Annotated in this window: 23 protein-coding genes; 3 read left to right on the top strand and 20 right to left on the bottom strand. The window is 40.6% G+C overall.

Going from position 1 to position 25,462, the window contains the following annotated elements; all coding sequences use genetic code 11:
- Positions 1-127 precede the first annotated feature (127 nt).
- The 4 genes from FHW88_RS19335 to FHW88_RS19320 form a co-directional block, all read right to left on the bottom strand.
- Complete coding sequence (locus tag FHW88_RS19335) at positions 128-721, bottom strand: DapH/DapD/GlmU-related protein (protein WP_176627559.1); 594 nt, start codon at positions 719-721, stop codon at positions 128-130.
- Positions 699-959 (bottom strand): hypothetical protein, encoded by a 261-nt coding sequence (locus FHW88_RS19330; protein WP_090526751.1) that lies wholly within the window; start codon positions 957-959, stop codon positions 699-701. Before FHW88_RS19330 ends, FHW88_RS19335 begins: the two co-directional genes overlap by 23 nt.
- A 64-nt stretch (positions 960-1,023) precedes the next feature.
- Entirely contained in the window at positions 1,024-1,902 is an 879-nt protein-coding gene (locus FHW88_RS19325) for a helix-turn-helix domain-containing protein (RefSeq protein WP_090526753.1), read from the bottom strand.
- A 165-nt stretch (positions 1,903-2,067) separates the two neighbouring features.
- Positions 2,068-3,285, bottom strand: coding sequence for a PQQ-dependent sugar dehydrogenase (locus tag FHW88_RS19320; RefSeq protein ID WP_176627558.1), 1,218 nt, complete (start codon positions 3,283-3,285; stop codon positions 2,068-2,070).
- Between the two features lie 453 nt (positions 3,286-3,738).
- Here FHW88_RS19320 and FHW88_RS19315 point away from each other — a divergent pair, with 453 nt between their 5' ends.
- The 3 genes from FHW88_RS19315 to FHW88_RS19305 are packed head-to-tail and all read left to right on the top strand — an operon-like array spanning position 3,739 to position 6,946.
- Positions 3,739-4,209, top strand: a complete 471-nt coding sequence (locus FHW88_RS19315) for a (2Fe-2S)-binding protein (RefSeq protein ID WP_112659114.1) — start codon at positions 3,739-3,741, stop codon at positions 4,207-4,209.
- The gene (locus FHW88_RS19310) at positions 4,206-6,356 is read left to right on the top strand and encodes a xanthine dehydrogenase family protein molybdopterin-binding subunit (protein WP_176627557.1); all 2,151 of its coding nucleotides are present in this window, start codon (positions 4,206-4,208) and stop codon (positions 6,354-6,356) included. Before FHW88_RS19315 ends, FHW88_RS19310 begins: the two co-directional genes overlap by 4 nt.
- Positions 6,353-6,946 carry a hypothetical protein gene (locus FHW88_RS19305; RefSeq protein ID WP_090526760.1) on the top strand — a complete coding sequence of 198 codons (594 nt, stop codon included), beginning with the start codon at positions 6,353-6,355 and terminating at the stop codon, positions 6,944-6,946. The genes FHW88_RS19310 and FHW88_RS19305 overlap by 4 nt, the downstream gene beginning before the upstream one ends.
- Before the next feature lie 264 nt (positions 6,947-7,210).
- Here the strand turns inward: FHW88_RS19305 and FHW88_RS19300 are convergent, their stop codons facing one another.
- The 16 genes from FHW88_RS19300 to asnB all read right to left on the bottom strand — a co-directional run bounded on the left by FHW88_RS19300 (position 7,211) and on the right by asnB (position 25,451).
- Positions 7,211-8,158 carry a hypothetical protein gene (locus FHW88_RS19300; RefSeq protein WP_176627556.1) on the bottom strand — a complete coding sequence of 316 codons (948 nt, stop codon included), beginning with the start codon at positions 8,156-8,158 and terminating at the stop codon, positions 7,211-7,213.
- A gap of 3 nt (positions 8,159-8,161) precedes the next feature.
- On the bottom strand, positions 8,162-9,415 hold the full coding sequence (locus FHW88_RS19295; protein ID WP_255485374.1) for an MBOAT family O-acyltransferase: 1,254 nt from the start codon (positions 9,413-9,415) through the stop codon (positions 8,162-8,164).
- Positions 9,416-9,810: 395 nt separating this feature from the next.
- Positions 9,811-10,248 carry a helix-turn-helix domain-containing protein gene (locus tag FHW88_RS19290; RefSeq protein ID WP_090526765.1) on the bottom strand — a complete coding sequence of 146 codons (438 nt, stop codon included), beginning with the start codon at positions 10,246-10,248 and terminating at the stop codon, positions 9,811-9,813.
- Positions 10,249-10,825: 577 nt separating this feature from the next.
- The gene (locus tag FHW88_RS19285; protein WP_176627554.1) at positions 10,826-12,352 is read right to left on the bottom strand and encodes a PAS domain-containing protein; all 1,527 of its coding nucleotides are present in this window, start codon (positions 12,350-12,352) and stop codon (positions 10,826-10,828) included.
- A 136-nt stretch (positions 12,353-12,488) separates the two neighbouring features.
- On the bottom strand, positions 12,489-14,441 hold the full coding sequence (locus tag FHW88_RS19280; RefSeq protein ID WP_176627553.1) for a polysaccharide biosynthesis protein: 1,953 nt from the start codon (positions 14,439-14,441) through the stop codon (positions 12,489-12,491).
- A gap of 23 nt (positions 14,442-14,464) precedes the next feature.
- Positions 14,465-15,490 carry a GNAT family N-acetyltransferase gene (locus tag FHW88_RS19275; protein WP_090526772.1) on the bottom strand — a complete coding sequence of 342 codons (1,026 nt, stop codon included), beginning with the start codon at positions 15,488-15,490 and terminating at the stop codon, positions 14,465-14,467.
- A 26-nt stretch (positions 15,491-15,516) separates the two neighbouring features.
- Complete coding sequence (locus FHW88_RS19270; RefSeq protein ID WP_090526775.1) at positions 15,517-16,023, bottom strand: GNAT family N-acetyltransferase; 507 nt, start codon at positions 16,021-16,023, stop codon at positions 15,517-15,519.
- Positions 16,020-16,994, bottom strand: coding sequence for a hypothetical protein (locus FHW88_RS19265; RefSeq protein ID WP_090526777.1), 975 nt, complete (start codon positions 16,992-16,994; stop codon positions 16,020-16,022). Before FHW88_RS19265 ends, FHW88_RS19270 begins: the two co-directional genes overlap by 4 nt.
- A gap of 31 nt (positions 16,995-17,025) precedes the next feature.
- Positions 17,026-17,829 (bottom strand): phytanoyl-CoA dioxygenase family protein, encoded by an 804-nt coding sequence (locus tag FHW88_RS19260; protein WP_090526781.1) that lies wholly within the window; start codon positions 17,827-17,829, stop codon positions 17,026-17,028.
- A gap of 27 nt (positions 17,830-17,856) precedes the next feature.
- On the bottom strand, positions 17,857-18,987 hold the full coding sequence (locus FHW88_RS19255; RefSeq protein ID WP_176627552.1) for a glycosyltransferase family 4 protein: 1,131 nt from the start codon (positions 18,985-18,987) through the stop codon (positions 17,857-17,859).
- A gap of 90 nt (positions 18,988-19,077) precedes the next feature.
- Positions 19,078-20,163, bottom strand: coding sequence for an NAD-dependent epimerase (locus FHW88_RS19250; RefSeq protein WP_176627551.1), 1,086 nt, complete (start codon positions 20,161-20,163; stop codon positions 19,078-19,080).
- Between the two features lie 210 nt (positions 20,164-20,373).
- Positions 20,374-20,820, bottom strand: coding sequence for a hypothetical protein (locus tag FHW88_RS19245; RefSeq protein WP_090526788.1), 447 nt, complete (start codon positions 20,818-20,820; stop codon positions 20,374-20,376).
- A 59-nt stretch (positions 20,821-20,879) separates the two neighbouring features.
- Entirely contained in the window at positions 20,880-21,941 is a 1,062-nt protein-coding gene (locus FHW88_RS19240; protein WP_176627550.1) for a glycosyltransferase, read from the bottom strand.
- An 8-nt stretch (positions 21,942-21,949) separates the two neighbouring features.
- Positions 21,950-22,867: a hypothetical protein gene (locus tag FHW88_RS19235; RefSeq protein ID WP_176627549.1), complete on the bottom strand. Its 918-nt coding sequence runs from the start codon at positions 22,865-22,867 to the stop codon at positions 21,950-21,952.
- Positions 22,864-23,595 carry a hypothetical protein gene (locus FHW88_RS19230; RefSeq protein WP_176627548.1) on the bottom strand — a complete coding sequence of 244 codons (732 nt, stop codon included), beginning with the start codon at positions 23,593-23,595 and terminating at the stop codon, positions 22,864-22,866. Before FHW88_RS19230 ends, FHW88_RS19235 begins: the two co-directional genes overlap by 4 nt.
- A 14-nt stretch (positions 23,596-23,609) precedes the next feature.
- Positions 23,610-25,451 carry an asparagine synthase (glutamine-hydrolyzing) gene (gene asnB / locus FHW88_RS19225; RefSeq protein WP_176627547.1) on the bottom strand — a complete coding sequence of 614 codons (1,842 nt, stop codon included), beginning with the start codon at positions 25,449-25,451 and terminating at the stop codon, positions 23,610-23,612.
- Positions 25,452-25,462 lie beyond the last annotated feature (11 nt).

Genomic DNA, 25,462 nt, shown 5'->3' with positions numbered 1-25,462 from the left:
CAGCCATTATATTTTCCTGGCTTCGTTAACTTGTCGTGCTTTAATAACCTGTATTTGTGGGTAAATGTTATTATCTGTATAGTAATTAACTTTTTAAGTTTCCGATATGCTAATGCGCCATTGTTCTTCATTGTTCAATAGTTTTTAAAATTTTTGCCGGAATACCCCCGACAACAGTGTTTGCCGGCACATCTTTGCTAACAACCGCACCCGCGGCAACAACGGCATTCTCTCCAACGGTTACACCCGGCAATATAGTAGCGCCAGCACCAATCCATGCGTTGCGCTTGATAACGATAGGTTTGCAAATCATACCCCGCCGGTTAACCGGGTCGAGTGGATGATTTTCAGTGATCAGGTTTACCTTAGGGCCGAGGAGTACATGATCTTCCAGCGTAATACCGCCCATGTCAAGAAACGAGCAGGCATGATTAATAAACACATGCTTGCCAATACTAATGAAACGGCCAAAGTTGGTATGGAAGGGTGCGAACAAAGTGGTGCTTTTGTCTATTGTTGCGCCAATAATGTTGCTAAGTTGCTGGCGGATCTGCTCAACGGTGGTTGCTGCATTGAGTGCAGGCGACAACGCCAGAGTGCGGGCCACCACAGCATTTACCTTGTAAAATTCCAGGTCAGTAAGCGGAACAAATTCCCCTGCTTTCAACCGTTCGAAAATATCTTTTATAATAATGTGGTTATTTAACGATATTGTATTCATTATCAGAAATATGTAGCCATGTCGCAATGCCTTTTTCTATATTGAAATTCAGTGCTATTTGCGTAAAGCTGTTTTGGAACGTAGTACCATGCCAGTGTAAGATGCCCGGCGAAATGGTGACCACATCACCTTTATGTAGAAATTTTTGCGCCGTGGCACTTAGTGAAAACAGACTACCTGCAGCTAAAATCATCAGCTGCAGTATGATGGAAGTTTTGTATCTGCCGATGTTTTTCATTTTGCAAAGTTAGTGCTGTTGCCAACTTTGCTGTTTAAGAAAATCAAACCAATGCTTATGAAAATCAAACTTCCATGGTGCGAAGCGAACTTGGATTGGTGCCAGTCATGCGTTTAAAATAGTTGTTGAAGTAGCTGGGATATTCAAAGCCAAGTGCATAAGCAATGTCGGCTATGTTCCAGTCAGTATGTTGTAACAGTGCTTTTGCTTCGCTGATAATCCGCTCTGCAATGTGCGCAGATGTTGGCCTGCCGGTAACTTCCTTTACCATACGGTTGAGGTAATTTACGTGAAGGGCGAGGTTTTGGGCGTAGTCCTGGGCCGTCTTCAACTGCAACGGCTTATTTGGGCTTTCTACAGGAAATTGTCTTTCAAGCAATTCCATAAATACAGCAGCGACCCGGTAGGCAGCGTTTTTATGCTGATCAAAATTTTCAGAGGGCTGCATTTTCATCGCTTCATGCATGATCAGGTTGATGTAACTGCGTATCAGGTCGTCTTTATATACGTAACTACTGTTTTGCTCATCTATCATCTTCTGAAAGAGGATGTTCAGAGACGCTCTTTGCTGTTCAGTGATCTTTAGTACCGGTGTGCCGCCGATCTTGAAAAAGGGTGATTGCTGCAGCATATCGGTACGTTCTGAAACGCACAGAAATTCTTCGGAAAAGAGACAGGTATAACCCACATAAGTGGTTGAGATAGTTTCCCAGGAATATGGAATATGCGGATTGCCAAAAAACAAAACAGTGCCCTCCACTTCAAAGCTGCGGTCGGCATAGTGAATCTTGCTTTTGCCTGTAGTTAAACAAATTTTGTAAAAGTCTTTTCTACTGTAAAACCGAACAGCCTGATCGTCTTCTTTTATCTGGAAAACATTGAAGCCTTTTAACCTGAGGTCATTGTTAAAGAGAGAAACCGATCTCGCTATTTTATTGTCCATGACTTAAAGTTATGAAACTCAAACTTTCAATTTCCAATTAAAAAGACAAGCGCTAACCTTTGATGTAATTGTATATCCCGTTCCCGAATTGTAAACAGGCGGTTCCGCTATATTAAGCAGCGCTGATCGATTTAAGCAAAATTACTCTCCCATAAACTTTTCACATTAAAGCTTACTTATTTTGTAAAGATTGCCATTGTCCGTAACACCGTATAATGCGCCGTCCTTGCCGGTAACAAGAGAACGCCAGCGTTCGCCCTTGTCTTTCAGCAGGCGTTCTTCCGCTACAATCTTATTGTCTTTAATAATAAGCCTGATGATATGTGATCCACTTAAGGCGCCTACAAATAGATTTCCTTTCCATTCGGGAATCAGGTTGCCCGTATAAAAGGTTATGCCGCACGGTGAAATGCTTGGGTTCCAGTAATAAATGGGTTGGGCCATGCCTTCTTTTTGCTGTATTCCATCGCCAACTTTTACACCCCGGTATTCGATGCCGTAAGTAATAACCGGCCAGCCATAGTTCTTTCCCGGCCGGATAATGTTAATTTCATCACCTCCGCGCGGACCGAATTCTGATTCCCATAATTCGCCGGTATTTGGATTCATCGTCATACCTTCGGGGTTTCTTAAGCCATAAGCATAAATTTCGGGCAAAGCGCCGGCTTTTTGCGAAAATGGTCCGCCAGGCACCGGTTTCCCGTCACGGGTTATATGCAATACTTTTCCGATTGCGGTATTCAGGTCCTGGGCCTTGACACGCATTTCATCATCCCCATGTTCGCCTGTGCTTACAAACAGGTTACCCTGTTTATCGAAAACGATTCGTGAGCCGAATTGCAGGTGACCGTTATAGGCGGGTTTAGCATGATAGATCACCTTTACGTTTTCGAGCCTGCTGTAATCTGACGAAAGTACACCAGTGGCGACAGCCAACTGGAATCCCTCCGGAACTTTTTCGGAGTATGACCAAAATAAAGTCCGGTCTTTTACAAAAGAAGCATCAAAATTAACATCTAACAAGCCTCCCTGGCCACCCACCGCTACTGTCGGTAAACCTTGAATATTCTTGTCTAAACCTCCATCAGCCTTTAATATCCGCATGGTGCCGCCTTTTTCTGTAATTAAAAAGCGCCCGTCGGGCAGGCAGCGTAAAGCAAATGGCTGCTTCAGCTCATGATTGATCACGTTTACACTGAGTTTGGTTTTAGTTTGTGCACCAGGGGCCCTTGTCTGACCCGGAAAAGCGGGCTTGTAGTCGGCCGTTGGCGATTGCGTTTCAACGGGCGGCAGTGACTGGGCAACAGCCTGCGTAATATCAAAAAAAGAGCAAAATGAAGCAATTGCACAGGTAACTAACAAGGGTTTGATTGTTTTTGACATGGGTAATATGTATTTGTTGTGAAGATAAATAATATGCCAGCAAATGTTAAAATGAGTTGAACAAATAAATCTGCCTGCTTCGATAATATTAATCGGCCATCAGGTTGTAACACAGGTTAATAACGGTGATTAATTATCAATGCATATAAATAGCGTTGTGGATTTTTGAGACATGTTCCGTGACCGGGATGAGTTAGCTGGTTAGCGCCTGCAGCTTGGGATTTAAGTATCCGCAGCATTTTACACGGGTATTTAAAAAAGTAACTGGCCAAACACGCCAGGAATATAGAACATTGAATTGAGAAATGGCCAAATCGGTTCATCCTGGCACCAGATTTAACCTGCAATAGATCTAAAGAAAAATAACTATTTGATTTACACTGGTATTCCTCGTAGAAATACTTAAATTTAATTATTAGTTCCCGATCTCAAGCCTAACTTAAACTCTTCAATATGATAGCGATAACAATCAATGGGAAACAGCGGGAGGTTGCCGCTGACCCGGACATGCCTTTATTGTGGGTTATTCGTGACCTTTTAGGCCTTACCGGCACCAAATTCGGTTGTGGCGTGGCGCAGTGCGGAGCATGTACTGTACACCTGAACGGCGAAGCTGTACGGTCATGCGTAACAAAAGTGAGCCGTGCGGCAGGGCAGCAGGTTACTACAATTGAAGGACTGTCTAAATTAAATGACCACGCTTTGCAAATTGCCTGGGCCGAACTCGATGTTCCGCAATGTGGTTATTGCCAGTCGGGGCAACTCATGTCTGCAGCTGTTTTGCTGCGGGAAAATCCCAACCCAACAGATCAGGATATTGATGATGCGATGTCAGGTAATATTTGCCGTTGCGGTACTTATCCCCGCATCCGGTTGGCTATACACAAAGCGGCAGAACTGCAGCGGGAAGGAGCAAAATCATGAACAGGCGTAACTTTATACAATCAGGTGCATTATTGAGCGGTGGCTTGCTCATCTCATTTACTATTCCAAAGGCCAATAAGCTTGCTGCCCTTGCAGATACGGCTGATTTAAATGTGTTTGCCCCGAATGCATTTTTAAATATAGGTACAGACAATAGCATTTCGGTATATCTGAGCCACGTGGAAATGGGGCAGGGGGTCTGGACTACACTGCCCATGCTTATCGCGGATGAGCTTGATGTGGATCTGAAAAAAATCAATATTAAACATGGCGGTGCCGATAAGGCGTTTAACCATGTTATTTACGGTGCCCAAATTACCGGCGGGTCAAGTACCACCTGGTCTGAGTTTGACAGGTATCGTAATGCCGGCGCAACCGCGCGGACGCTCTTGCTTCAAACAGCCGCTACCCGTTCGGGGACTGCTGTTGAAAGCTGCAAAACGGAAGATGGGTTTGTTATTGCCGGGAGCAAAAGATACACTTATGGAGAGTTAGCTAACGATGCCGCAAAGTTACCTGTACCAGCAAAGGTTCCGCTGCGTTCATCTACCGACTGGAGGTATATAGGCAAAGGAAGCAAAAGGATGGATGCGCGAGTAAAGACTGATGGTAGCGCAAAATTTGGCATGGATATCCAGTTTCCCGGGTTACTTACCGCTGTTGTTGCACATGCACCTGTTTTTGGTGGTAAAGTTAAATCGTTTGATGCCGGTAAGGCGAAAACAATTCCCGGCGTAAGGGAGGTTGTACAAATTCCGACGGGTGTGGCTGTTATTGCCGACCACTTCTGGGCGGCACAACAGGGACGGAAGGCCTTACAAATAACCTGGGACCATGGTGCCGGCGTGCAGTTAAACACCGGTGCGCAAACTGCGGCTTACCGAAAACTGGCTGCCTCGGATGGCCTCCTGGTTCAGGAAAAAGGCGATGTTAAAGCAGCGTTTCCAAAAGCGGTAAATACCATTTCGGCAGAATATGTTTTTCCTTATCTGGCCCATGCTCCTATGGAACCGCTGAATTGCACCGTGAAGATTGAAAATAACAGCTGCGAGATATGGACAGGTACACAGTTGCCAGGCGGAGAACAGGCTGCCGCAGCAAAAATTCTTGGATTTAAGCCGGAGCAGGTAAAAGTAAATATACCATTCCTTGGCGGAGGCTTTGGCAGGCGTGCTACACCTGCCTGCGATTTTGTTTCGGAGGCGGTTCATATTGCGAAAGCAAGTGGTAGGCCGATAAAAATGGTATGGACACGGGAAGATGATATGAAGAGCGGCTTTTACCGGCCTTTTTATGTCCATAATGTAAAGATTGGTGTTGATAAGGACGGTCTTCCCATTGCCTGGAACCATAATATTGCTGGTCAGTCAATTATGGCGGATGCGGCAGTGCTTTTCGGTCCGCCTCCGGCAATAGATGATACAACGGTGGAAGGCGTAAAAGGATCACCATACCTGGACGAAATACCAAATCATTTTGTCGGCCTTCACACCACCAAAGAAGTAGTGCCTGTTTTGTGGTACCGGTCTGTAGGTGGTACGCACACTGCATTTGTAATGGAAACGCTTATAGACCAGCTTGCCCACAATGTAAGTATCGACCCTGTGGAGTACCGCCGCGGGTTATTTAAAAATCATTCGAGGCACCTGGCTGCACTTAACCTTGTGGCCGAAAAAGGCAATTGGAACCGAACGCTGTTACCAGGGCGGTTTAAAGGCATGGCGGTACATGAGGCTTTTGGCAGCGTCGTAGCTATTATAGCCGAAGTAAGCGTTGATAAAGGAGTTACGAAGGTACATCAGGTAGACTGTGCAATTGAGTGTGGCCTTGCCGTGAACCCCGACGGTGTAAAAGCCCAAATGGAAAGCGGGATAATTTTCAGTATCTCGATGGCAATGTACGGTGAGCTAACGTTCGTTAATGGAGAATTGCAACAAAATAATTTTTATGATTACCGGATCACCCGGATGCACGAGGCACCCCGGATCAATGTTTACATTGTGGATAGCAAGGAAAAAATGGGAGGTGCCGGAGAATGTGCAGTTCCGCCAACAGCACCGGCTGTAGCTAATGCAATTTTTGCAGCAACCGGAAAACGGATTTACAATTTACCTATCGTTAACAACCGACTCGAAAAACAGGCATGAAAAAACTAATAATCACCATGATCGTTTTGTTTATGTCAAGCGCGGTCATATTATCGTTCAAAGAGGAAAAATCAACATTTAATTATGCGGCACTACCTAAAGATAGTGTGGCTTCTGTTGCAGCTTTTAAACAGGTTTACACTGTATTGATGAGTGCCCGCTGTATGAATTGTCATCCTTCAGGTGATATACCGCTGCAGGGTGAAGATAATCACTTGCACGCCATGTTGCCCAAACGAGGGGTGGACGGTAAGGGTGTTTATGCCATGAAATGCGCCAATTGCCATCAGCCAACAAATACTCCGGGCTTGCATACGCCCCCGGGCAATCCCAATTGGCATCTCCCACCGGCCGATATGAAAATGGTTTTCCAGGGGAGGACACCCCGCCAATTGGCAAAACAAATCATAGATCCGAAGCAAAACGGGCATAAGGACATGCAGAAGCTCATTGCACATGCAGATGATGGACTGGTGCTTTGGGCCTGGAAACCGGGGGAGGGCCGTAAACTTCCACCAATGAGCCATGCAGCATTTAAGAAAGCCTGGCTTACCTGGTTAAAAACCGGCGCGTATGCCCCGGCTAAATAAAGTGCGGCAAAGCCGGGATTACTAAGGATGGAGGAAGCGGGGTTTTTAATATCCTGGCTATCTACGTTGTTGATTTATAATGTTGCTTATTTAAATGCAGTTTAGTTAATAATAAAGCTCCGTCCCTGATCGGCGTTTTATTATTAACCTGCTATTAAAATTGCCGGCAACCTCCTGTAATAGTTCGTCGGATAGCTTATAAGACAAAAAAAGCCCGATACATTTGTACCAGGCGCTGTTAGTTAGTTGTTTGATATGTTATTATTAATTGCCGCTGACCGTTTTATTATCAAGCTGACTTAGGGATGCGGTATTAACGGTATTAAGCATCCCGTTCATAATGCGCTGATTGATGTATGCTGAAAACTTTAAAGCTCCTTTGAAATTCAAATGCCCAAAATCGGCAAAGTCATCATTTTTTAGCGGAAAGTTATTGAAGTCCAGGAATTTTATATCGCTAAAGTAACGCTCACGGATCCGCGAAAACTCTGCCTCATTATTTCTGTACTCATACAAAGGATGTTGCGGGCTCCTGATCAGGAAGACACTTTTATGCATGCCGTTGCAATAATCTATTATTTTCCTTAGATATTGAATATTGGTTGTTGAGATTGCACTTTTATTTGATGCTGCTTGAATATTTTTACCCGCCGGATTATTTGAAGGTAAAGGCCTGGAACCTTCTATTTTGAAATATCCTCCTGTTTTTCCTGTGTAATCATAATTGAATGAAAGTGCTTTAATAAAATTGGTACGCGCAGCTATGCCTACACAATTCATAAAATATTTTGAATTATGCTTAGCCAGCAATTCAAAATCGGCCAGGCTCATAAAAGAGGCGTATTGCGGAAACATGTTTGACATGTAGGTATATCCCCATGTCCAGTCATCCATTTTTGTGTCAATCTGGTTGTTTGAGAATTCTATAAGTACAGTGGTTATTTGAGGGTTTTGCGATAGATATTTTTTAACCTTCTGAAAGGTGTAAAAATAAGATTCGGCTGAGTGCGACAGATTGGTTAGTTTGGGTATCAGGGTATCATTGTAGGCACATTCTGAATGCGAATGACCAAAAAGTGCAATAGGATTGTTTTTCTTTACACTAAACTTCGAAAATTTATTTACCATATAACCCGGAATCAGGGCAATAGCCAATATGAGCAGGCAGCTCATTAAAACAAATGATATGGTTTTAATTAAAAAGCGGTGCATTGCTTAAAATTGAAAGTAAATAAACTGCTGCTCTTTTCCTGTAAATAAAAAAATCACCACAACCAATGTATAATAAAAGGTCAATCTGTACCCTCTTTTTCTTAACCAGCTTAACTTCTCAATGGCATATTGGTTTTCCCGTCCCTGCCACTCAACTATTATAAAACATAGGATAAGAATGATCACTTCAAGCAATTGTACCTTGTTAACATCTAATTGAGGTACGGAAAAAAGAGATCGTGAAAAAATCCGGCCGATATATTTAAAGGCTTGTGTAACACTATCAGCCCTAAAAAAGATCCAAGCAAAAATTACCTGCAGAAATGTGGCCACCATTTGCATGAATTCGGTGAACGTTGGCATAGCTTTGCCTTTGGCTGCAATTTCGAGGTGGTTTCTGTTTGTTTTTAAAAGGATAGAAGGGAGAATGAATAAAGCATTTAGAAGGCCCCAGATGATGAAGGTCCAGTTGGCGCCGTGCCAAAAACCGCTAACCAAGAAAATGATTAATGTGTTTCTTACTTTGAGCCAGGTGCCTGTTTTGCTGCCCCCAAGAGGTATGTATAAGTAATCTCTAAACCATGACGATAGTGAGATATGCCATCTGCGCCAAAACTCGGCCATATCTCTTGAAAAGTACGGGAATGCAAAATTTCTCAGCAGTTCAAATCCAAAAAGTTTTGCTATGCCTAATGCCATATCAGAATACCCCGAGAAATCGCAATAGATTTGGAATGCAAAAAATATAGCGCCTAAAACCAGGGTACTGCCTGGATAATGCGAACTATTTGCAAATATCATGTTGGCATAGTCGGCACATTGATCGGCAATTACAGCTTTTTTAAACAGGCCCCATAGAATTTGCCGCAGCCCATTAATTGCCTCCTGGTAGTTAAACTCTCTCTTGGTTTTTACCTGGGGCAAAAGGTGTGTTGCCCGCTCGATAGGGCCGGCCACCAAAAGCGGAAAAAAACTTACGAACAATGAATAGTCAATGAAGTTCCGTTCGGCTTTAATACGGTTTTTATAAACATCAATTACATATGATAAACCATGAAATGTATAAAAAGAGATACCGACAGGCAGGATTACATTTAGAGTAAACGGGCTTAAATGAATCCCTATACTGGCGCATAGGCCGGCAAGCGATGCTGCAAAGAAGTTGTAGTATTTAAAAACACCCAAAAAACCCAGGTTTACAGATATGCTTAACCAAAGCCAAAAGGTTTTTAGGCCATGTGTTTTTGCATGGTACATTTTTAGCCCGGTAAAATAATCTAAAAGGGTAGAAAAAATTAACAACAAAAGAAACCGCCAGTCCCAGCATGCGTAAAAAAAATAACTTGCAGCGAGCAGTAACAAATTTTGCTGTTGCAGTTTTCGGTTAAGTACAAACCAATAAAGCACAAAAACCACAATCAGAAATATTCCGAACCCAAAGGAATTAAAAAGCATGATGGTGAATTTTAAAAAATAGCCAAAGTGGCTGACTTAGGAATATTTAGTAAGTACAGAGGCTGGAAAATAGGTGGAGGTAGATGTATAAAAAAGCAACAAAAAATTGATTGCTGTTTACAACAACCAACTTATAACAATATAAAAAAGTAAAGGTCTTTTGTCAATATAATAATTTTGTAATACCGATGGACCTGTCAATCTGGTTTTAATGTGTTCTCGTTACGCAAGGCTTCATTGAATTTTTCAAGCAATTTAATATACTTGTCCATCCAATAATATATGGCATCAAGCGGAGCGTCTTTTGCCTCATGGGTTTCGATATCCTTTTCGGCATTCGGCGAGTTAAATCTCAAGGCAAATTCGTTGGGAAATTCCTTTGAAAAATCATGTTCGATAACAATTCCGATCTGACAAATTATATCAAAGCTAAGCCTTTTGGTGTTGAACCAATTGTATAAGGTTCTGCGGCTTACGTTGAGTTTCCGGGCGATTTCACTTATCCCCATATGGTCACGTCTAACAATTCGCTCTACAATTTTGCCAAAATGTAAATCTTGAGTGTCATTAATACCAATAGATCTTTGATCATTATTGATATATGAGCTAACAGGGTAATAAACTTTGCTGTGCATAAGATTAGATTCGATTAGGTGTCAATTTTAGTTGGTTAGCATAATTAAATTTAGGTTATAATAAACTGCAAGTTATTTATAGATACTTATGATCGTAAATATCGGTTCTCGGCTTTTTCTGAATCATGATTTGAGTTTAGGTTATTCATTTGTTTAGTATTGAGTGCTTCACATTTGTTTATCAATAAACAAACGATGGCATTATTTGATAATTCGTATCATCGTTTGTGAATTAAATTTATGTATACTTCCGTTGTTAATTCAACCTATAAAAGGCCAAATTATACCTGTAGAAGGCGTTAATACACACTAATTGGGAAGGGTAAAAATGGCTCTGCACGTTTTTGGGGCCAATATTTGCCAGGTTTTGTGAGTGGTAGTTAAGTTATTAAACTGTTATCCATCCAATGAAGTGTTATTTTAGTTAATTTTACTAATGGTGTAATTTATTTCAAAATAAGATAAATTTAGCGCATGGAGCTAATGCAAACGCATAAATTCATAAAATAATGGCGAATTATCATTTTTTTTGTCTTCCGGTTGGAGATCATCACGATAAAGTATTTTTCTAAACAGATCAATCCGTCAAAAAGTTGGCCGTTTTAAAAGGTGAAAGAGGAGTGATATCCAGTAATATTCCAGATAGCTTTTTACACTTATTATTTTGAAATTCAGGATAACCAATAATTCTTATTTTTCTTGAATTACCTTTGGCGGTTATCATATCAACTTCAATATCAAAAGAGCTTCCGTATTTTAATGCGTCTTTTAAAGCTTTTTTACTAAGCCGCTCGCTTTTACCTTGTTTAAAAAGCTTCCATATCGTTTTTATATCAGGTACAAAGTACTCAGGTACTTCAAGGATGCTTTTTATAACGTTATCCCACTGCATAGTATGGGTAAGCAGATCCCGAGTCCAGGTACCTATTTTTGACAAGGTTGCAGCTCTTTTTAAAAGCTTTTCGGCCTGTTTGTTTTCTTTCTCTATGGCTTTAATTTTGGAGATATCTTCGGTATGGATAAATAGTCCGCCTGTTTCTCCCGAAGTTGTAAACCAGGGGTGAATATTCCACTTTAACCAAACGCGGGTACCATCATTCTTTTTTAAGAGCAGGCCATCACATTGATATATATTACCTTTTAAGCAATGATTGTGGAGCTTTTCGCATTTCTTTTTTGTAGCCGGTAAAACTTCATAAATACTTTTTCCAATAAAACCTGTGCTTTCAAGTTTATATTCGGCAATCCATCTTTTTGAAGCAGCAATAAATTGCATCTGGTTATCGAACATGGCAATAGCAATAGGGGCCTGTTCTATAAGCATTTTATTATGCGTATTATCTTCTTTTTGTGTTTCGATGAGCTCACTATCGGATGATTTTTCTTCTAAATATCTATGATAACATGCCGAAAAATTCGACGGATTGGAAAAATTAAGCATTACTGCCATTTGGTTTTTATTGCAGCGCTTTTCCCTGATATACCTGTCTGCAATTTCCATTTGCAGATACCGGTAATAGGAAAAAATAGTTCTGCCGAAACTTTGCTTAAAATCCCTTTTTAATTTTGACTCGGATACAAAATGTTTTTTTGAAAGTGCAGAGATACTCGGAAATCCGATAAACACATTCTCATTTAGTGTTTTTGCAACATTTTCAAGGAGCTGGTCGTTTTGAGTTACAAACTCCGGTAGTTTTTCTACTCCTGTTTTATTATTATCGTGGGATTTATTATTTAGCGGGCTAATGTCTGCCATATGTGCATAAAATCCCTTTATTTCACCTTCAACATAGTTGGGATGATAAGTTACCCGCACATTTTTTGCTCTGCCCGAATACAAATGAATTACCTGGTCAAAAACCTGTATTTTACCGCCTAACACACCATTAATATAAGGAAGCTGCACTTCAAATAATGTTCCTAAAATTTCCGAAAGATGTGATTTATTGATCATATGCTCCGGGGTTATCCCAAACCAATCGGCGGTAGCTTTATTGGCATAGCGGCAAATCAGGTTTTTATCCCAATAAGCCAGCATAGCCTCTGTATGCTCCGTCACGTTGAACGCTATCTCAAAAAAATCAGAATTCGGATCAAAGGACATTAGATTTCCTCTTTAAAAATAACAATCATCAGCTTTACCCATCGTGATGTAAATGGGATCTTAGGTTTTAATTTGCTTAAATCTGCAAATTATTATTGATAACCTATAAGATAAATCATATAAATTAAAAAAAAGCTCAATTTACCATTTGTTTATCAATCAATTTTATGTCGAGCTTTTCATATTGGGAGTTGTTGCTGATGTAATCAGGCAATATGGTTTTCATTTTCGATACCATCAAATCAACTTCATTATGCAGGTTAAGTTCCAAAAGGTCCTTTATTAAATTATTGATCTTAGCGTAACTAACCGGGATATTTTTGGAGATTTTGATGTCTTTGTTATAAGTAGGTATTACCTCTTCTTCCGCGTTTAACAACTCTTCATATAGTTTTTCGCCAGGCCGCAATCCGGTATAAACAATCTGGATATCTTTTCCCGGAACAAGACCAGCCATTTTTATCATATTCGCCGCCAGATCGGCGATTTTTACCGGCTCGCCCATGTCAAATAAAAATATTTCACCTCCTTTGCCCATTACGGCTGCCTCAAGTACCAGTTGTACAGCTTCGGGTATAGTCATAAAGTATCTTGTGATATCCGGATGGGTAACAGTGACGGGCCCGCCTTTTTCAATTTGTGCTTTAAAGCGAGGGATCACGGAGCCGTTTGACCCAAGGACATTGCCAAAGCGGGTTGTTATAAACCTGGTTTGGTTGCCTTTTGACGGATCGGAGTTAAAAAAATGCTCTTCAAACAACAGGTTATTTAACGATTGAATATACATTTCGGCTATCCGTTTTGAGGCCCCCATGATGTTTGTTGGACGCACCGCTTTATCTGTTGAGATCATTACAAATTTTTCGACATTAAATTCTATTGAAATATCTGCCAGGATTTTTGTGCCCCATACGTTGGTTAAAATAGCTTCGGTTGGATTATTTTCCATCATCGGTACATGCTTGTAAGCTGCCGCATGAAATACTATTTGAGGCCTGTATAAATTAAATAGTGTTTTTATACGACCGGCATTTTGAATATCAGCAATAAAGATCCTGGTGCGGTTACCGTACAAACCATCTTCAATTTCCATTTGAATATCATGCAGCGGGGTTTCGGCCCTGTCACATAATACAACAAATTCGGGACTATACATTAACACTTGCCTTACCAGCTCAGAACCTATTGAACCGGCAGCACCCGTGATCAAAATCCTTTTACCTTTAATGTCATCTAAAATATGTTCATTGCAGATTTTTATGGGTTTTCGCTCCAACAGGTCTTCTATTTTTAAGTCTTTAAACTGATTTAGGTTTGGCTTGCCGTTGATCCACTGGTCTGATGACGGCACAATAATTACTTTTATGCCAAGTTCAATGCATTTTTCAACCGCTTTTCGTTTTCCATCGATTTTTATATCCTCGGATGTTATCAGCATTGACTTTATATCGTAGCGTTTTTTTAGCATATCAATTGATTTGATAGGATAAACTTGCTTTTGCTCAATGCATTTTGATATTCTGTCAACCCCGGTGTCGATAAAGCCCTGAACATTGAGTATAAATCCTTTTTGCGCTTCAAGGGCATTTTTAATTAGTATGGAAGGTTCGTTGGAGCCGTAGATCAGTACATTTTCTTTTTCAACTTTATAGCTTGTTGCCTCAATGTATTTAAAAACATCCTTGATAATAATACGCATACACATAAGCATAGACGAAGTGATAAAGAAATTGATCAGCAGCACGTCCATCAATCCGCTGACATCTATTTTAAGATAGAAAGCGAAGAACAAATGATAAAACAGCAGAAAAGTAACGTTACTTGCCAGTACGGTTATTAAAATCCGCATCATATCGCGTGTGTTGGAATACCTGATAATACAGGTATGTATTTTCATTATCATAAAAACCAACACCGCATTGCTGCAATAAAAGAGCATATAATAAAGACTGATGGGATCAAACTGAAGCCGGTTTTTAAAATATAGTGATGTCCATAATGATAACAAAACTACCATCAGGTCAATTACCAGGATTAGCCATCTTGAATGGAACTTATCCTGGAACAACAAATTTTTGAGGTATATCATAACTGGTTTATTTAGGTATTATCTTAAGCGTATCTGTATAGTGGAAAAAAGTCTACTTCGGCATTTTCTTCAATGCCCTTATCCTGCAAAAGCTTTTGGTATATTTCGGGATTGGCAATATATCTCCATGTTTTAAAGTCAAGATGGAGGTCGGAGAAGGCACATTTCCAGTCAAAGAGCTTGTCGTTTTTAAATCCAAGGCCACCACCCAGGTTGTAATATTTCATTCCTTTTTCTCTGCCTATCTGCGTTATGCAATCGGCCAGAAATTTGGTTGGACTATGATGTAAATATTCTGCGCGGGCACCTACTAAATGGGCTTGAATAATGCCATTTGTAAAGGTTATTATAGTGCTTGCAATTGCAATGTCGTTGTAGTAAACAGTTAGCAAACGGGCTTCATATTCAGATGTGTTTAATATTTCTGAAAAGTATTTTTCATTAAACAGGTAGTAGCTGCTGGCGCCAACGCGTTTCATGTTTTCGGTATAAATTTCGACAAAGGTGTTTATGCCGTCAGCATTTGTTTCGTCCTTTACTTTAAACCCTCTTTTCCATGCGTGCTTAATAGCATCCATGGTTGATTGCCTGTATTTTTTGCGCTGTTCATCAATAGGCACTGAAAGGTCAAATACTACCGTTTTTCCGTTTTCGTGAACACCTCCAAATTTATCCAGTAATTTTTGCTGCTTATAAAAAGGATGAAGTCTTACAAAAACAGATACGTATTTTTCCTTTATAAGGAAATTGTTGAAAGCGCTTTTAAAATTTTCCATCAGCTCCTCATCTATCTCATCAATTCTTTTGTTTGAAAACGGGCCCGAAAAACCATATACGCAGGTTAGGTCGCTATAATCAGAACCCGGAATTTTTCGCTGCAGCAGGGGGAAGCCGATATAGGTATCTGACTCCTCATAAATAAATAGAACAGGATCTCCCGCTGTTTCAAGGGAGTGATAATGCCATGTATGATAAAAATCATATTCGGCCGAATTACCGACGTAAGAAATCCATTCCTCTTTATTGAGCAGGGTAAAGATCTTAATCATTGAATTAAAGTTTAGGAGATAGTAAATTATGATTGTTGATTTTGAAGGCAAACAAATTTACTTTTGGTAATACTCATTGTAATCAAATCATTTACCTTACCTGTAATTTCAAATCCGGCCTTTTCATAAACAGTGATTGCCGCGATATTTGCAGGGTGTACCTTTAAATAAATCTCATCCAGTTCCTTTATTAAAAAGCCATATCGTATCATCTGCACTGTTGCCTGGTAACCAATTCCTTTACCCCAGTAAAGTTTGTTACCAATAAACAGGTGTAGTTCTGCGTCATGATCAGTAATATCGAGCAGTTGTATATTCCCTATATATGTATTAAGTTCTTTAACACAAATTGCAAATCTAAGCTGATCGGGCTTGGCCAGCTTTTCACGTAACCAGGCTGTTTCTATTTCCGAACTAATATAATGAGTGGGTTTGTAGCCTGTATATACCCATATCAATGGGTCGTTACGCCATGCGTAAGATACGGACGCATCTTCTATTACAAGGGGGCGTATGTAAACTGAAATGGTCATAAAAAAAGTCTTAGCGTATTTAACATATAAAACATATCCTGAAGGTCATACCGTTGATCAATTGGTAATGGCACTAAGCACCGGGCCAGGTAATTTTCGTTGGTGTTTTTCTTAGTCCACTTAAATACATTAGGCCAGTAGGTAGCAACATATATTTTTTTCTGGATCAGATGTACTTTTAAGTGCCGGTCATTAGTTAAAAAAGGGTATACCAACGGTACTGTGTGCTCATCAGCGGCATCAAACTTGAGCAGGTTAAATTCAGCAAGGTGCTTATGCAAAAAATTAAAGTTTCGTTGCCTTGCAAATACACATTCGTTGTAATTGATGCTTGTAAGTATCTTTCGGGTCAATAACGACATGGACCTTATCTCGTTGTTTTCCAGGTCCTTGCTGTTGTTTATATAGTCAGAATACCCGGCTTCTATACCTGCGTCTATACTTTTTATAAGGTGCGAAAACCGGTTTACTGAGCTATCTATGGGCAACTTTTTAGTAAGTTTTCTTTTAATGCTTAAGTATGCGCCGTCTGGAACGCCAAAAAACTTACGGCACGAGTAAAATGTATCAATGCCGGCAAGGGGCTCTGAAAAAAAGGCTTGCGAATTATCAATTATAAGATTTTTGATTTTGCCGCTAAGCTCTAATGCTTTTGTTTGTTTTATGCCAAAGTAATTGGTATATAAAAAACAGGCGTCAGGCTCAATCTCAAAATCGATGATGGGATCTAACTGCCGGTCAACATGATAAAACTGGTATTGAATACCTGTTCGTGCAATTGGTTCAAGCAGTACATCGCAGGTGAAATAAGGAATATAAATTTTATGATATTTTTTTTGTATCAATATGTATTCTAACGCATTACGTCCTGTGTTTAACCTAACCAAATCGGGATAGTATTCATTCCCTTTGGGCAGTTCCAGCTCCAAATACCCGCCTATCGGTTTTAACGCGGCTTTATTTTTTTGCATGACTGTAAATTGAGTGTGAAAAATAAAGTTGTTATCCCTGGTCGCTTTTATACATTCTTAAATGAATGGGTTGATAATATTCTTCCAGGCTTTCCGGGATACGTGAATTGTAACCCAATACCTGCCGCTGATCAGAGCTAAGCTTATCAATAAAGTCGTAACCTAATACCCTTGGGTAGTCCATTTGTGGTTTAATAAAAGGGCGGGTGAATCCCAGTGTTAATGCCCGGCGTTGCTTAATTGTTTTGTTTTCTCCGGCAGCATGCCATATGTTGGAGTCGAAAAGGATGATGCTTCCTTTTGGTGTTACAGCCCTTTCGGCGGTTTCGTAGAAATAATTTTCGTTAGGTTTGATATCTGTTTTATGTGAGCCCGACAGAAAATAGGTAGCACCGTTTTCTGCGGTAAAATCATCAAGGGTAACTATCATTTGCACTAATAATTTCGTATCGCCTAAAAATGTGCGCACATCACGGTGCATGTTACTTACATAAGGATGTTGCTGCTGGGTGTGTATTACAGCATTAAAACCATTCAGTATATAATTACCACTCAAAAAATAAGCTATTTCATCGGCACAATACATTTTTTCAATAAACGGCAAGCTGAAATTGTCCTTTTCAACAAGGTGATGAAGTGTGCCGGCCATGTTAGAGCTTATCCCATTTTTTTCCTGAATGGCTCGTCGTTTTACGTACGCTTCCTTTAAATCCTCATTAATAACTGCAACAAAATCGCTGTCTAATGCATTCTCAAAAATAACCCATCCGTAATCACGCATCGCAACGCGGAAATCTTCAAAATGCCTGTCTCCGTAGTTAAGTCTATTTCTCATGAATTTGTATTGTTGATTTTCGGCTAATTAATTCAGGTCCATAATCTGCATCATCATAGCATTTACTTTATGCACATCAAATTTTTCCTTTGCCAAGGCCAGTCCGTTAAGCCCGAAACTGCTGATAGCTTCCTTGTTGGTTATGAAATACTCCATCTTGTGCACAAGTTCGGCTGTGTTTTTTACGGGTATTAAAAATCCATTGCTGTTGGGTGACGCATCAACAGTTTCCCTGCAACCAACAGAATCGCAGGTTATAATGGCACGCGCCATAGCCATGGCTTCAAGTAAACACCGTGGAATTCCCTCCCGATAGTATGAAGGCAGTACCACAACAGACGAACTGCTTATATATGGTCTTACATCATCAACGGCACCCAGGTAGTTAATTACACTCCGGTGCTTTATCTCCGAAAATAAGTCGGGGTGAATGGCGTCAACATTATCATCATAGGATCCGATTAGCTTGAACGTTACCTGCGGATGCTTTAGGAATACAATTTGCGCTGCTTCAAAATATTCGCGGATCCCTTTGGCATTGATTAGCCTGGATACCATGATAAAGCTTATGTTATTAATGTCCGGCCGGGTAGGGGTATAGTAGCTCAAGTCTACTCCCGATCCGTTAACTACTGCGGTTTGATGTTTTGCTGATATTATTTTAGAATCAAGCAGAGTTTGTACATCATCTTTATTTTGAAATATGACAGACAACCCCTGCCTGTTTTTAAGGCTGAACCTAAGCAGGAAGCGGGTAATTTTGCTTGTTAAAGATGTGTTACCGCTAACAAAGTTATAACCAAGGCCCGAAAGCATTGGGGTTATTTTTCGCACGCCGCCCAGTTTGGCTGCAAGTGTTCCATATATAACCGGTTTAAGGGTGTATGGAAAAAAAACATCCGGCTTTAGCTGTTTGATGAGCCGGTAAAGTTTCAACGCATATTTCAGATCAGATAAGATCGATACATTACTTCCGTTTAGATTGTTTTCAAATAAAACGATGTTTAACAAAGCCAGTTTTGCGCGTTGCTCGGGCGGTATCGCAGGGATAAAAGCATAAACAGTATGTTCTCTCCGCATCAGCTCAACTAATTTACCTCTAAAATCAATCAACGATTTGGCCGAATCGCAGGCGATCAGCACTTTTTTGCTTGCCATGATGGTATAATAAGCAATAGGTTATGAGCGAGGATTTAATTGGGGATGTAATGCTGGTCAAAGACAATGCACTGTTATCGGGGATGTATTTTAGTGAACAAGGACCGGCTCAGGGCTGGTGCTTTTAATATGGTAATATTTTTTATACCATGCAATAAATCGCTCAACCCCTGTATGGACAGAAACCTGGGGCTTGTAGTTCAGCATTTCATCTAAATTTGAAACATCAGCACAGGTTTCGGCAACGTCGCCATCCTGCATCGGCATTAGTGTTTTGATTGCTTTTTTGTTCACCTGTGCCTCAATTTCGCTTACAAAATCAAGCAGGTTAACCGGTGCTCCTCTGCCAATGTTAAACACCCTGAAAGGTGCAGATGATGTAGCCGGATCGGGATCTTTGGCATCCCACAGAAAATTGGTCTCTGCCGGTTGATCAATAACATGTGTAATGCCTTCAACAATGTCATCTACGTAAGTAAAATCGCGGAGCATATTGCCGTTGTTAAAAACTTCAATAGGCCTCCCCTCCAGAATTGCTTTGGTAAAAATAAATAAAGCCATGTCCGGCCGGCCCCACGGCCCGTAAACTGTAAAAAAACGTAACCCCGTAGTTCGCAGATTAAATAAATGGCTGTAGGTATGGGCCATCATTTCATTGGCTTTTTTTGATGCTGCGTATAATGAAACCGGATGGTCGGCAATATTATGCTCGCTGAAGGGCATTTTTTTGTTTAAACCGTAAACGCTTGATGAACTGGCGTAAACAAGGTGATTAATCTTGAAATGCCTGCAGCATTCCAGGATGTTTAAAAATCCTTTTACGTTTGTGTCAATATAAACATCAGGATTAGTAAGACTGTAGCGTACACCGGCCTGTGCGGCCAAGTTACAAACGGCATCAAACTGATAGTTTTGGAATTGCTGCTGCAGATTTTCTTTATCCGTTATATCCAGTTTTATAAACGTATAGTTTGGATGTTTTGTGCTGCAAACAGGTTTGTTATAAACCATTCCTGATACTTTTATGCCGGCATCCAGCAATCGGGCGTGCTTTAGCTTTACATCGTAGTAATCGTTAATATTATCAATGCCTACAACGGTGTCACCGCGTTTAAGTAATTTTTGGGTTAAATGATAGCCGATAAATCCCGCAGTGCCGGTAATTAAAATTTTCATAAATAAGTGAAATTAGGTTTAAATGAAAGCCTTAGAGAAAGGCGTTGATTATTGGTTGATTATAAGCGCGAACGCTTAACTAATTGTAAATGCCTGTATGAAAAAGAATCAGGAATGGTAACGAAAAAGGAGGTAGATGTACTTGTTGCAGAATACTTTTGAGTAAGGAGTTTATCAAATTGCGCGCGTTTGAGTGTGATTTGATAAATCTTACTTCATGGTATAAGTGTATTTTCTCCCGTTTGTAAGTGGATTACTATTGTCCGACGTTGAGAAATACAATGTGTTGCCCCAATGGCTAAATTGTCCCAGTCCAAAACTGCGGATATCATGGTGGGTAGAGTGGGCCGGCCCCAGTTCAACGCCATTTTCAAACAGCCTGAGCTTTGAAACAGTTGGAGAGGTGTTTGAATCCCCAATTTCAGGTAAATCATAGCCAATTTTGTAACAAAAGCCGCTATCTACTCTCAACCCTATCAAGCTTATCGATTTGATAGATTCGTCCTGTGGTGTTGTAACCGGAGGAGTAGTTGTAGGCGGTGTTGGAGTTGGTGTTGGCTGGTCGGCTTTTTTACAGCCGTTAATAGCAGATAGCATGGCTACAATTGTTATTATAGGCAACACAACATTTCGGGTGGATTTAATAATTGTTTTCATAAAAATTTTATTTTAGTTAGTTAAAGTTGTTGCGCTACTATGTATAAGTCAGGGGCTGTTTATACCAGTGCATTCAGTATCGACTTGATGAATATTTCGGGGGTGCGGTCTTCTACGTATTGCATTATAAGGTCTTTATGATTGCTATTAGTGCTGAGGGCGGTGTTTACCGTTGTTGTTAACGAGTTTACATTATCGGCTTCAGCCAGGTAAATGCCCGGGATCTCATCGATACCTCCCGCGCAATTGGTGCTGATTACAACAGGGTTCAGGATCATCATTTGCAACAATACGTTCGGAAAGCCCTCTTTTATTGATGATATAACGCAGGCTTTTGCATGCTTAAAATAAGGCATTGGATTTGCGATCCACCCTTTTAATACTACCCGGCCTTCCAATTTTAATTCACTGATCAGTTTCTGAAGCGAAGCTTGCTCCGGGCCTTCGCCAAATATCAGGAGCTGCAAATGGGGCTGGGAAGCTTTAATTTCATCAAAAGCCATAATTAGTATATCAAAACCCTTTTCAGGAATCAGCCGCCCGGCTGCGCAAATAAATTCAGCAGTGGCATCGGCAGCGGGCAGTGCTTCTTCGGCCTTTATCAGGTTTTGTTCAATATCGATCGGGTTTTTCTGAATGATAACCCTTCGCTTGTCGATGTATGGGAGATGCTGTACAAAGCTATCCCGCATGCTGTTGGTTTGGCATACAACCAAATTTACCCCGGGGTAGCCAAGCCAATATGCTATCTGGTAACTCAATTTTTTTAAACCGCTGTACCGGGTTAAAACAGAAGAGCATTCCCTTACTATGAGTTTTGATTTTAAATATCCAATGCGCTTTAAAAAACCCAGGAAAGCATTTAAGTAAGGATGTGTACTAAAAATAATATGATCTGTGCGGTAAGGGCTTAAGCTTTTTATTAACCTTGAAAAGCCACTTAATATGCTTCCGTTGCTCACATATTCCACTTGTTGATCGATGGGAATATTTAACCCGCCGCTTTCAACTTTCTTTAAAAATAGCAGAGAAGCGTTACTCGCACGGGCGGCTTGTAGCAGTATGTTCTCGGCGCCGTTTGCCTTGTTGGTAATTGAAACAAAAAGTAATTTAGGCTTCATCTTGGGCATTAGTTAGCGTTATTAAGGCTCTTCAGTTTCCTGATCACTTTTTTAAAGGGGCCCATTGCACTCAATACTTTGCGTTTTCCGTCAACAATCAACAATCCATCTTCAAAATTTATAGTATGCAACCCTTCGTCATAAGGTGCCTGGGGAAGTAGTTCAAAAGCAGTATGGTATTGAAAATCTGTTTCGGTTATAGTGGTTATTTCATTGATCATTACCGAGCCTCCATAACACCTTTTAGGGTTTTGGCTGGGCATATAAAGTTTTTGCCCAACTACAAATAGCCTCCCTGCCGACCGGCTCACGTTTGACGCCACATTTATCGGGTTTTGTTTATGTGCCTTAAATGGAGCGTCGAGTGTGTCGGCATAAAATAAGTACAGTACACCCTGTTCACCCGAAACACTTGTAAAGAGCCAATATTTGTTGTTATAATGGATAATAGAACTGTCAACAAATGCCTGGCCTTCCAGCAATACCCTGATCTTTTCAAACTTATAAGGGCTGTTCATATCAATTTGATAAAGAGCCACCTGTTTAGCTCTGCCTGTTTCCGGAATACAGTATAGCCGGTTACTATCAGTGAACATGTGAGGATAAGAGAGGTGTATTTCGTCTTCCATGATGCCATTTACTTTTTTCTTATTTTTGAAATGCATGTTATCCGTCATCATGATTTCGCCTTTTCCCTTCCAAAAATTAAGCTCTTCATAATAGAGATGTAAACGGCCGTTGATATTTGCAGTAAAAGGATCGGCCGTATAATCCGCCTTATCTTCTGATAACCAATTGATTTTTCCGTTTAGCTGCTGAGTGTGGATAAGGTTTTCTGGAGATTGTGATATATAACCTATATTCCATTTGTCATAACTAAACACTCTGTGAATAAATGAAATGAATGAGGAGATAAGGTCTTTCATAATCGAAATGTTTTTTTTAAAAATGACAGGAGCGTTAGTGATATAGGCAGATAATCGGTTTCCTGCAGCAGGCTTCCACCAAAACTATCTTTGAATTTGTTGATCTTTAAAAGTTCGGCATCCGATGTATTGTAAGCATAGCCGCCCAAATCATATATTTTAAACCCAAGCTGTTTAAAAAAGCGGATATCTTCAAAATGCAGCAAGCGGTTTGCCCGGCCTGTGACAGCTCTTAACTGGCTGTCATTTTCATTTCTGAACAGGGAAGCCGAATGCAATAATCTTACTCTTTGCGATGAATGATCGCGGATGTAAGCGTGCATAACAATATCCTGGTCCTGGTAAACCGCTTTGGAGATAAACAGGTGCGGTTTGTATTTATAAAATTCTTTATTGATTTTTTTTAGGCCCTTGGTAACTGCAAATGCATTGTAAAAGTCAATAAAGGGTTTAATGTCGGTACCCATCACGGTTGATACGCCATCTTTAAGGGCCCTGCGTATTTCGTATGTTGTGTTTTTGTCAAAATTGGCTTCAATAGCAGGTACAGGTACGGTTATATCAATTATTTTTGTAAAAAAATCCTCTTTACGATATCCCGGAACAGTTTCGCTGCTTTTACTTTGTTTATAGTATTTTAACAGGCAACCCCATAAATTGGGCTTAGCGGCAAACCACACAACTGTGTATGGTACTATACGCATAGCCCTGTTGTTAATCTGGATCATAAGGTTAGAATGTTTTAAGCTACCTGGTATTTTGAAATTGCTTTTGAACGCTGATCTTTAAGCCATTGTGTATACACAAGCAGTTTCCAGATCTGGGTTGCCCTGTTCCATTTGCCGCTCATGTGGTCGTTTATCATAGCAAATGATTTTTGTACGTTAATACCGGGGATGTTCTTTAACTCGCTGATTGAAAGATGATCCATTACGTGATCTCTCAGTTCGTTTTTAAACCAATGGCTTAGCGGCATTGTAAAGCCGGATTTTGGCCTGTCAAACAGTTGCGCCGGCGCATATTGGTATAGTATATCTTTCAAAATCCTCTTTTGAATACCGTATTTAAATTTATAGCTGTCGGGCAGGGTTTGCGCAAATGCAATTACCCGGTAATCCATAAGCGGCGCCCTTGCTTCTAACGAAAAGGCCATTGTGCCCCTGTCAACCTTAGTATTTATATCACCGTTTAAATAGGTCTTGGTATCAAATGCCGACAGCTTTTGAAGCATGCTTGTTGATTTTGACGACCAGATGTCCATGAAGGGAACCTGCAGGCCAATGTTAGGATTTTCGAGCCAGGAGTATTCCAGGCCGCCCAGCATAAGCCCGTAAAGTGATTTGACCTCCGGATTGCAGATCCCCATTGCAATTAGCTTATGACGATAGTTAGGGGAGATGCTAATTATGTCGGCTATTTTTTTACGCAGCGCCAGCGGGCATTTAAACAGCTGGTTAACCATATTAAACCATTTGTAACGGCTATATCCTAAAAAGCTTTCGTCGCCGCCATCACCGCTTAAAACCACGGTAACGTGTTTTTTGGTGTGTTTACTTAACAGCAGGGATGGGATGGCGCTTGAATCGGCAAAAGGCTCATCATAATAGCGGCCGAAACTCTCAATTAGTTCAAGGCCTTCTTCTTTATTACATTCAATTGTATGATGATCTGTTTTTAAATGATCGGCAATTTTTTGTGCAAAAACGCTTTCATCAAAACCTTTTTCTCTGAATTTTATGCAAAAGGTTTTTACATTATCATAGTTTTTTGAAGCTATAGCCGCAACAAGTGATGAGTCGATACCGCCTGAAAGGTATACTCCAAGGGGCACATCGGCATGCATGCGTATATCAACAGCGTTGGTAATCAGCCGGGTTAAATCGGCCTGTGCTTGCTGATATGCTCCGTCATAGCGTTCGGCATGGTTTAAGTCCAGTTCCCAGTATTTTCTTTTTCTGAAACTGCCGGTGTTGCAATCAAAACAAAATGAATGCCCGGCCTCAAGCTTTTGGATTTCGTTCCAGGCCGATTTGGGTTCGGGAACGTATCCCCATACAAAATATTCGTTAATAGCCTGTTCATTGATAGTTACATTCCGGCCTATACATATTTGCGATGGCTGGCTGGCAAATTCAAAATCTAAACCATTTTGGGTATAATAAAACGGCTTTTTGCCAAGCCTGTCGCGGGCGCCAAAAAGCTGGAGCGTACGGGTGTCAAAAATTACAAAGGCAAACATCCCGTTGAAATGGTTGACACAGTTTTCGCCGTATTCAAGATAGGCGGCTGTAATAACTTCTGTATCGGAATCGGTCAGGAATCTGTAACCCAGGGCTGTGAGCTTTACCTTTAAGGTTTTATAATTGTAGATTTCGCCATTAAATACAACTTTAAGGTGATTGTAAGTTAAGGGCTGATCTGACCGGTGATCCAGATCAACAATAGCCAACCGGTTATGGCCTAAGGTAACCGGACCATTGTGTTCAAAGCCAGAATAATCGGGCCCCCTGAAATCGGCCCTTGCCAGTTTTTGAAATATGATGTTATCGTCATATCTCACTGTTGATCCGTAAATGCCGCACATAAAAAAACGCT

The organism is Mucilaginibacter sp. SG538B, from assembly GCF_013376065.1.
Classification (GTDB): Bacteria; Bacteroidota; Bacteroidia; order Sphingobacteriales; family Sphingobacteriaceae; genus Mucilaginibacter; species Mucilaginibacter rubeus.
Note: the sequence above shows the minus strand (reverse complement) of the source record. Positions and strands in the feature narration are given on the sequence as shown.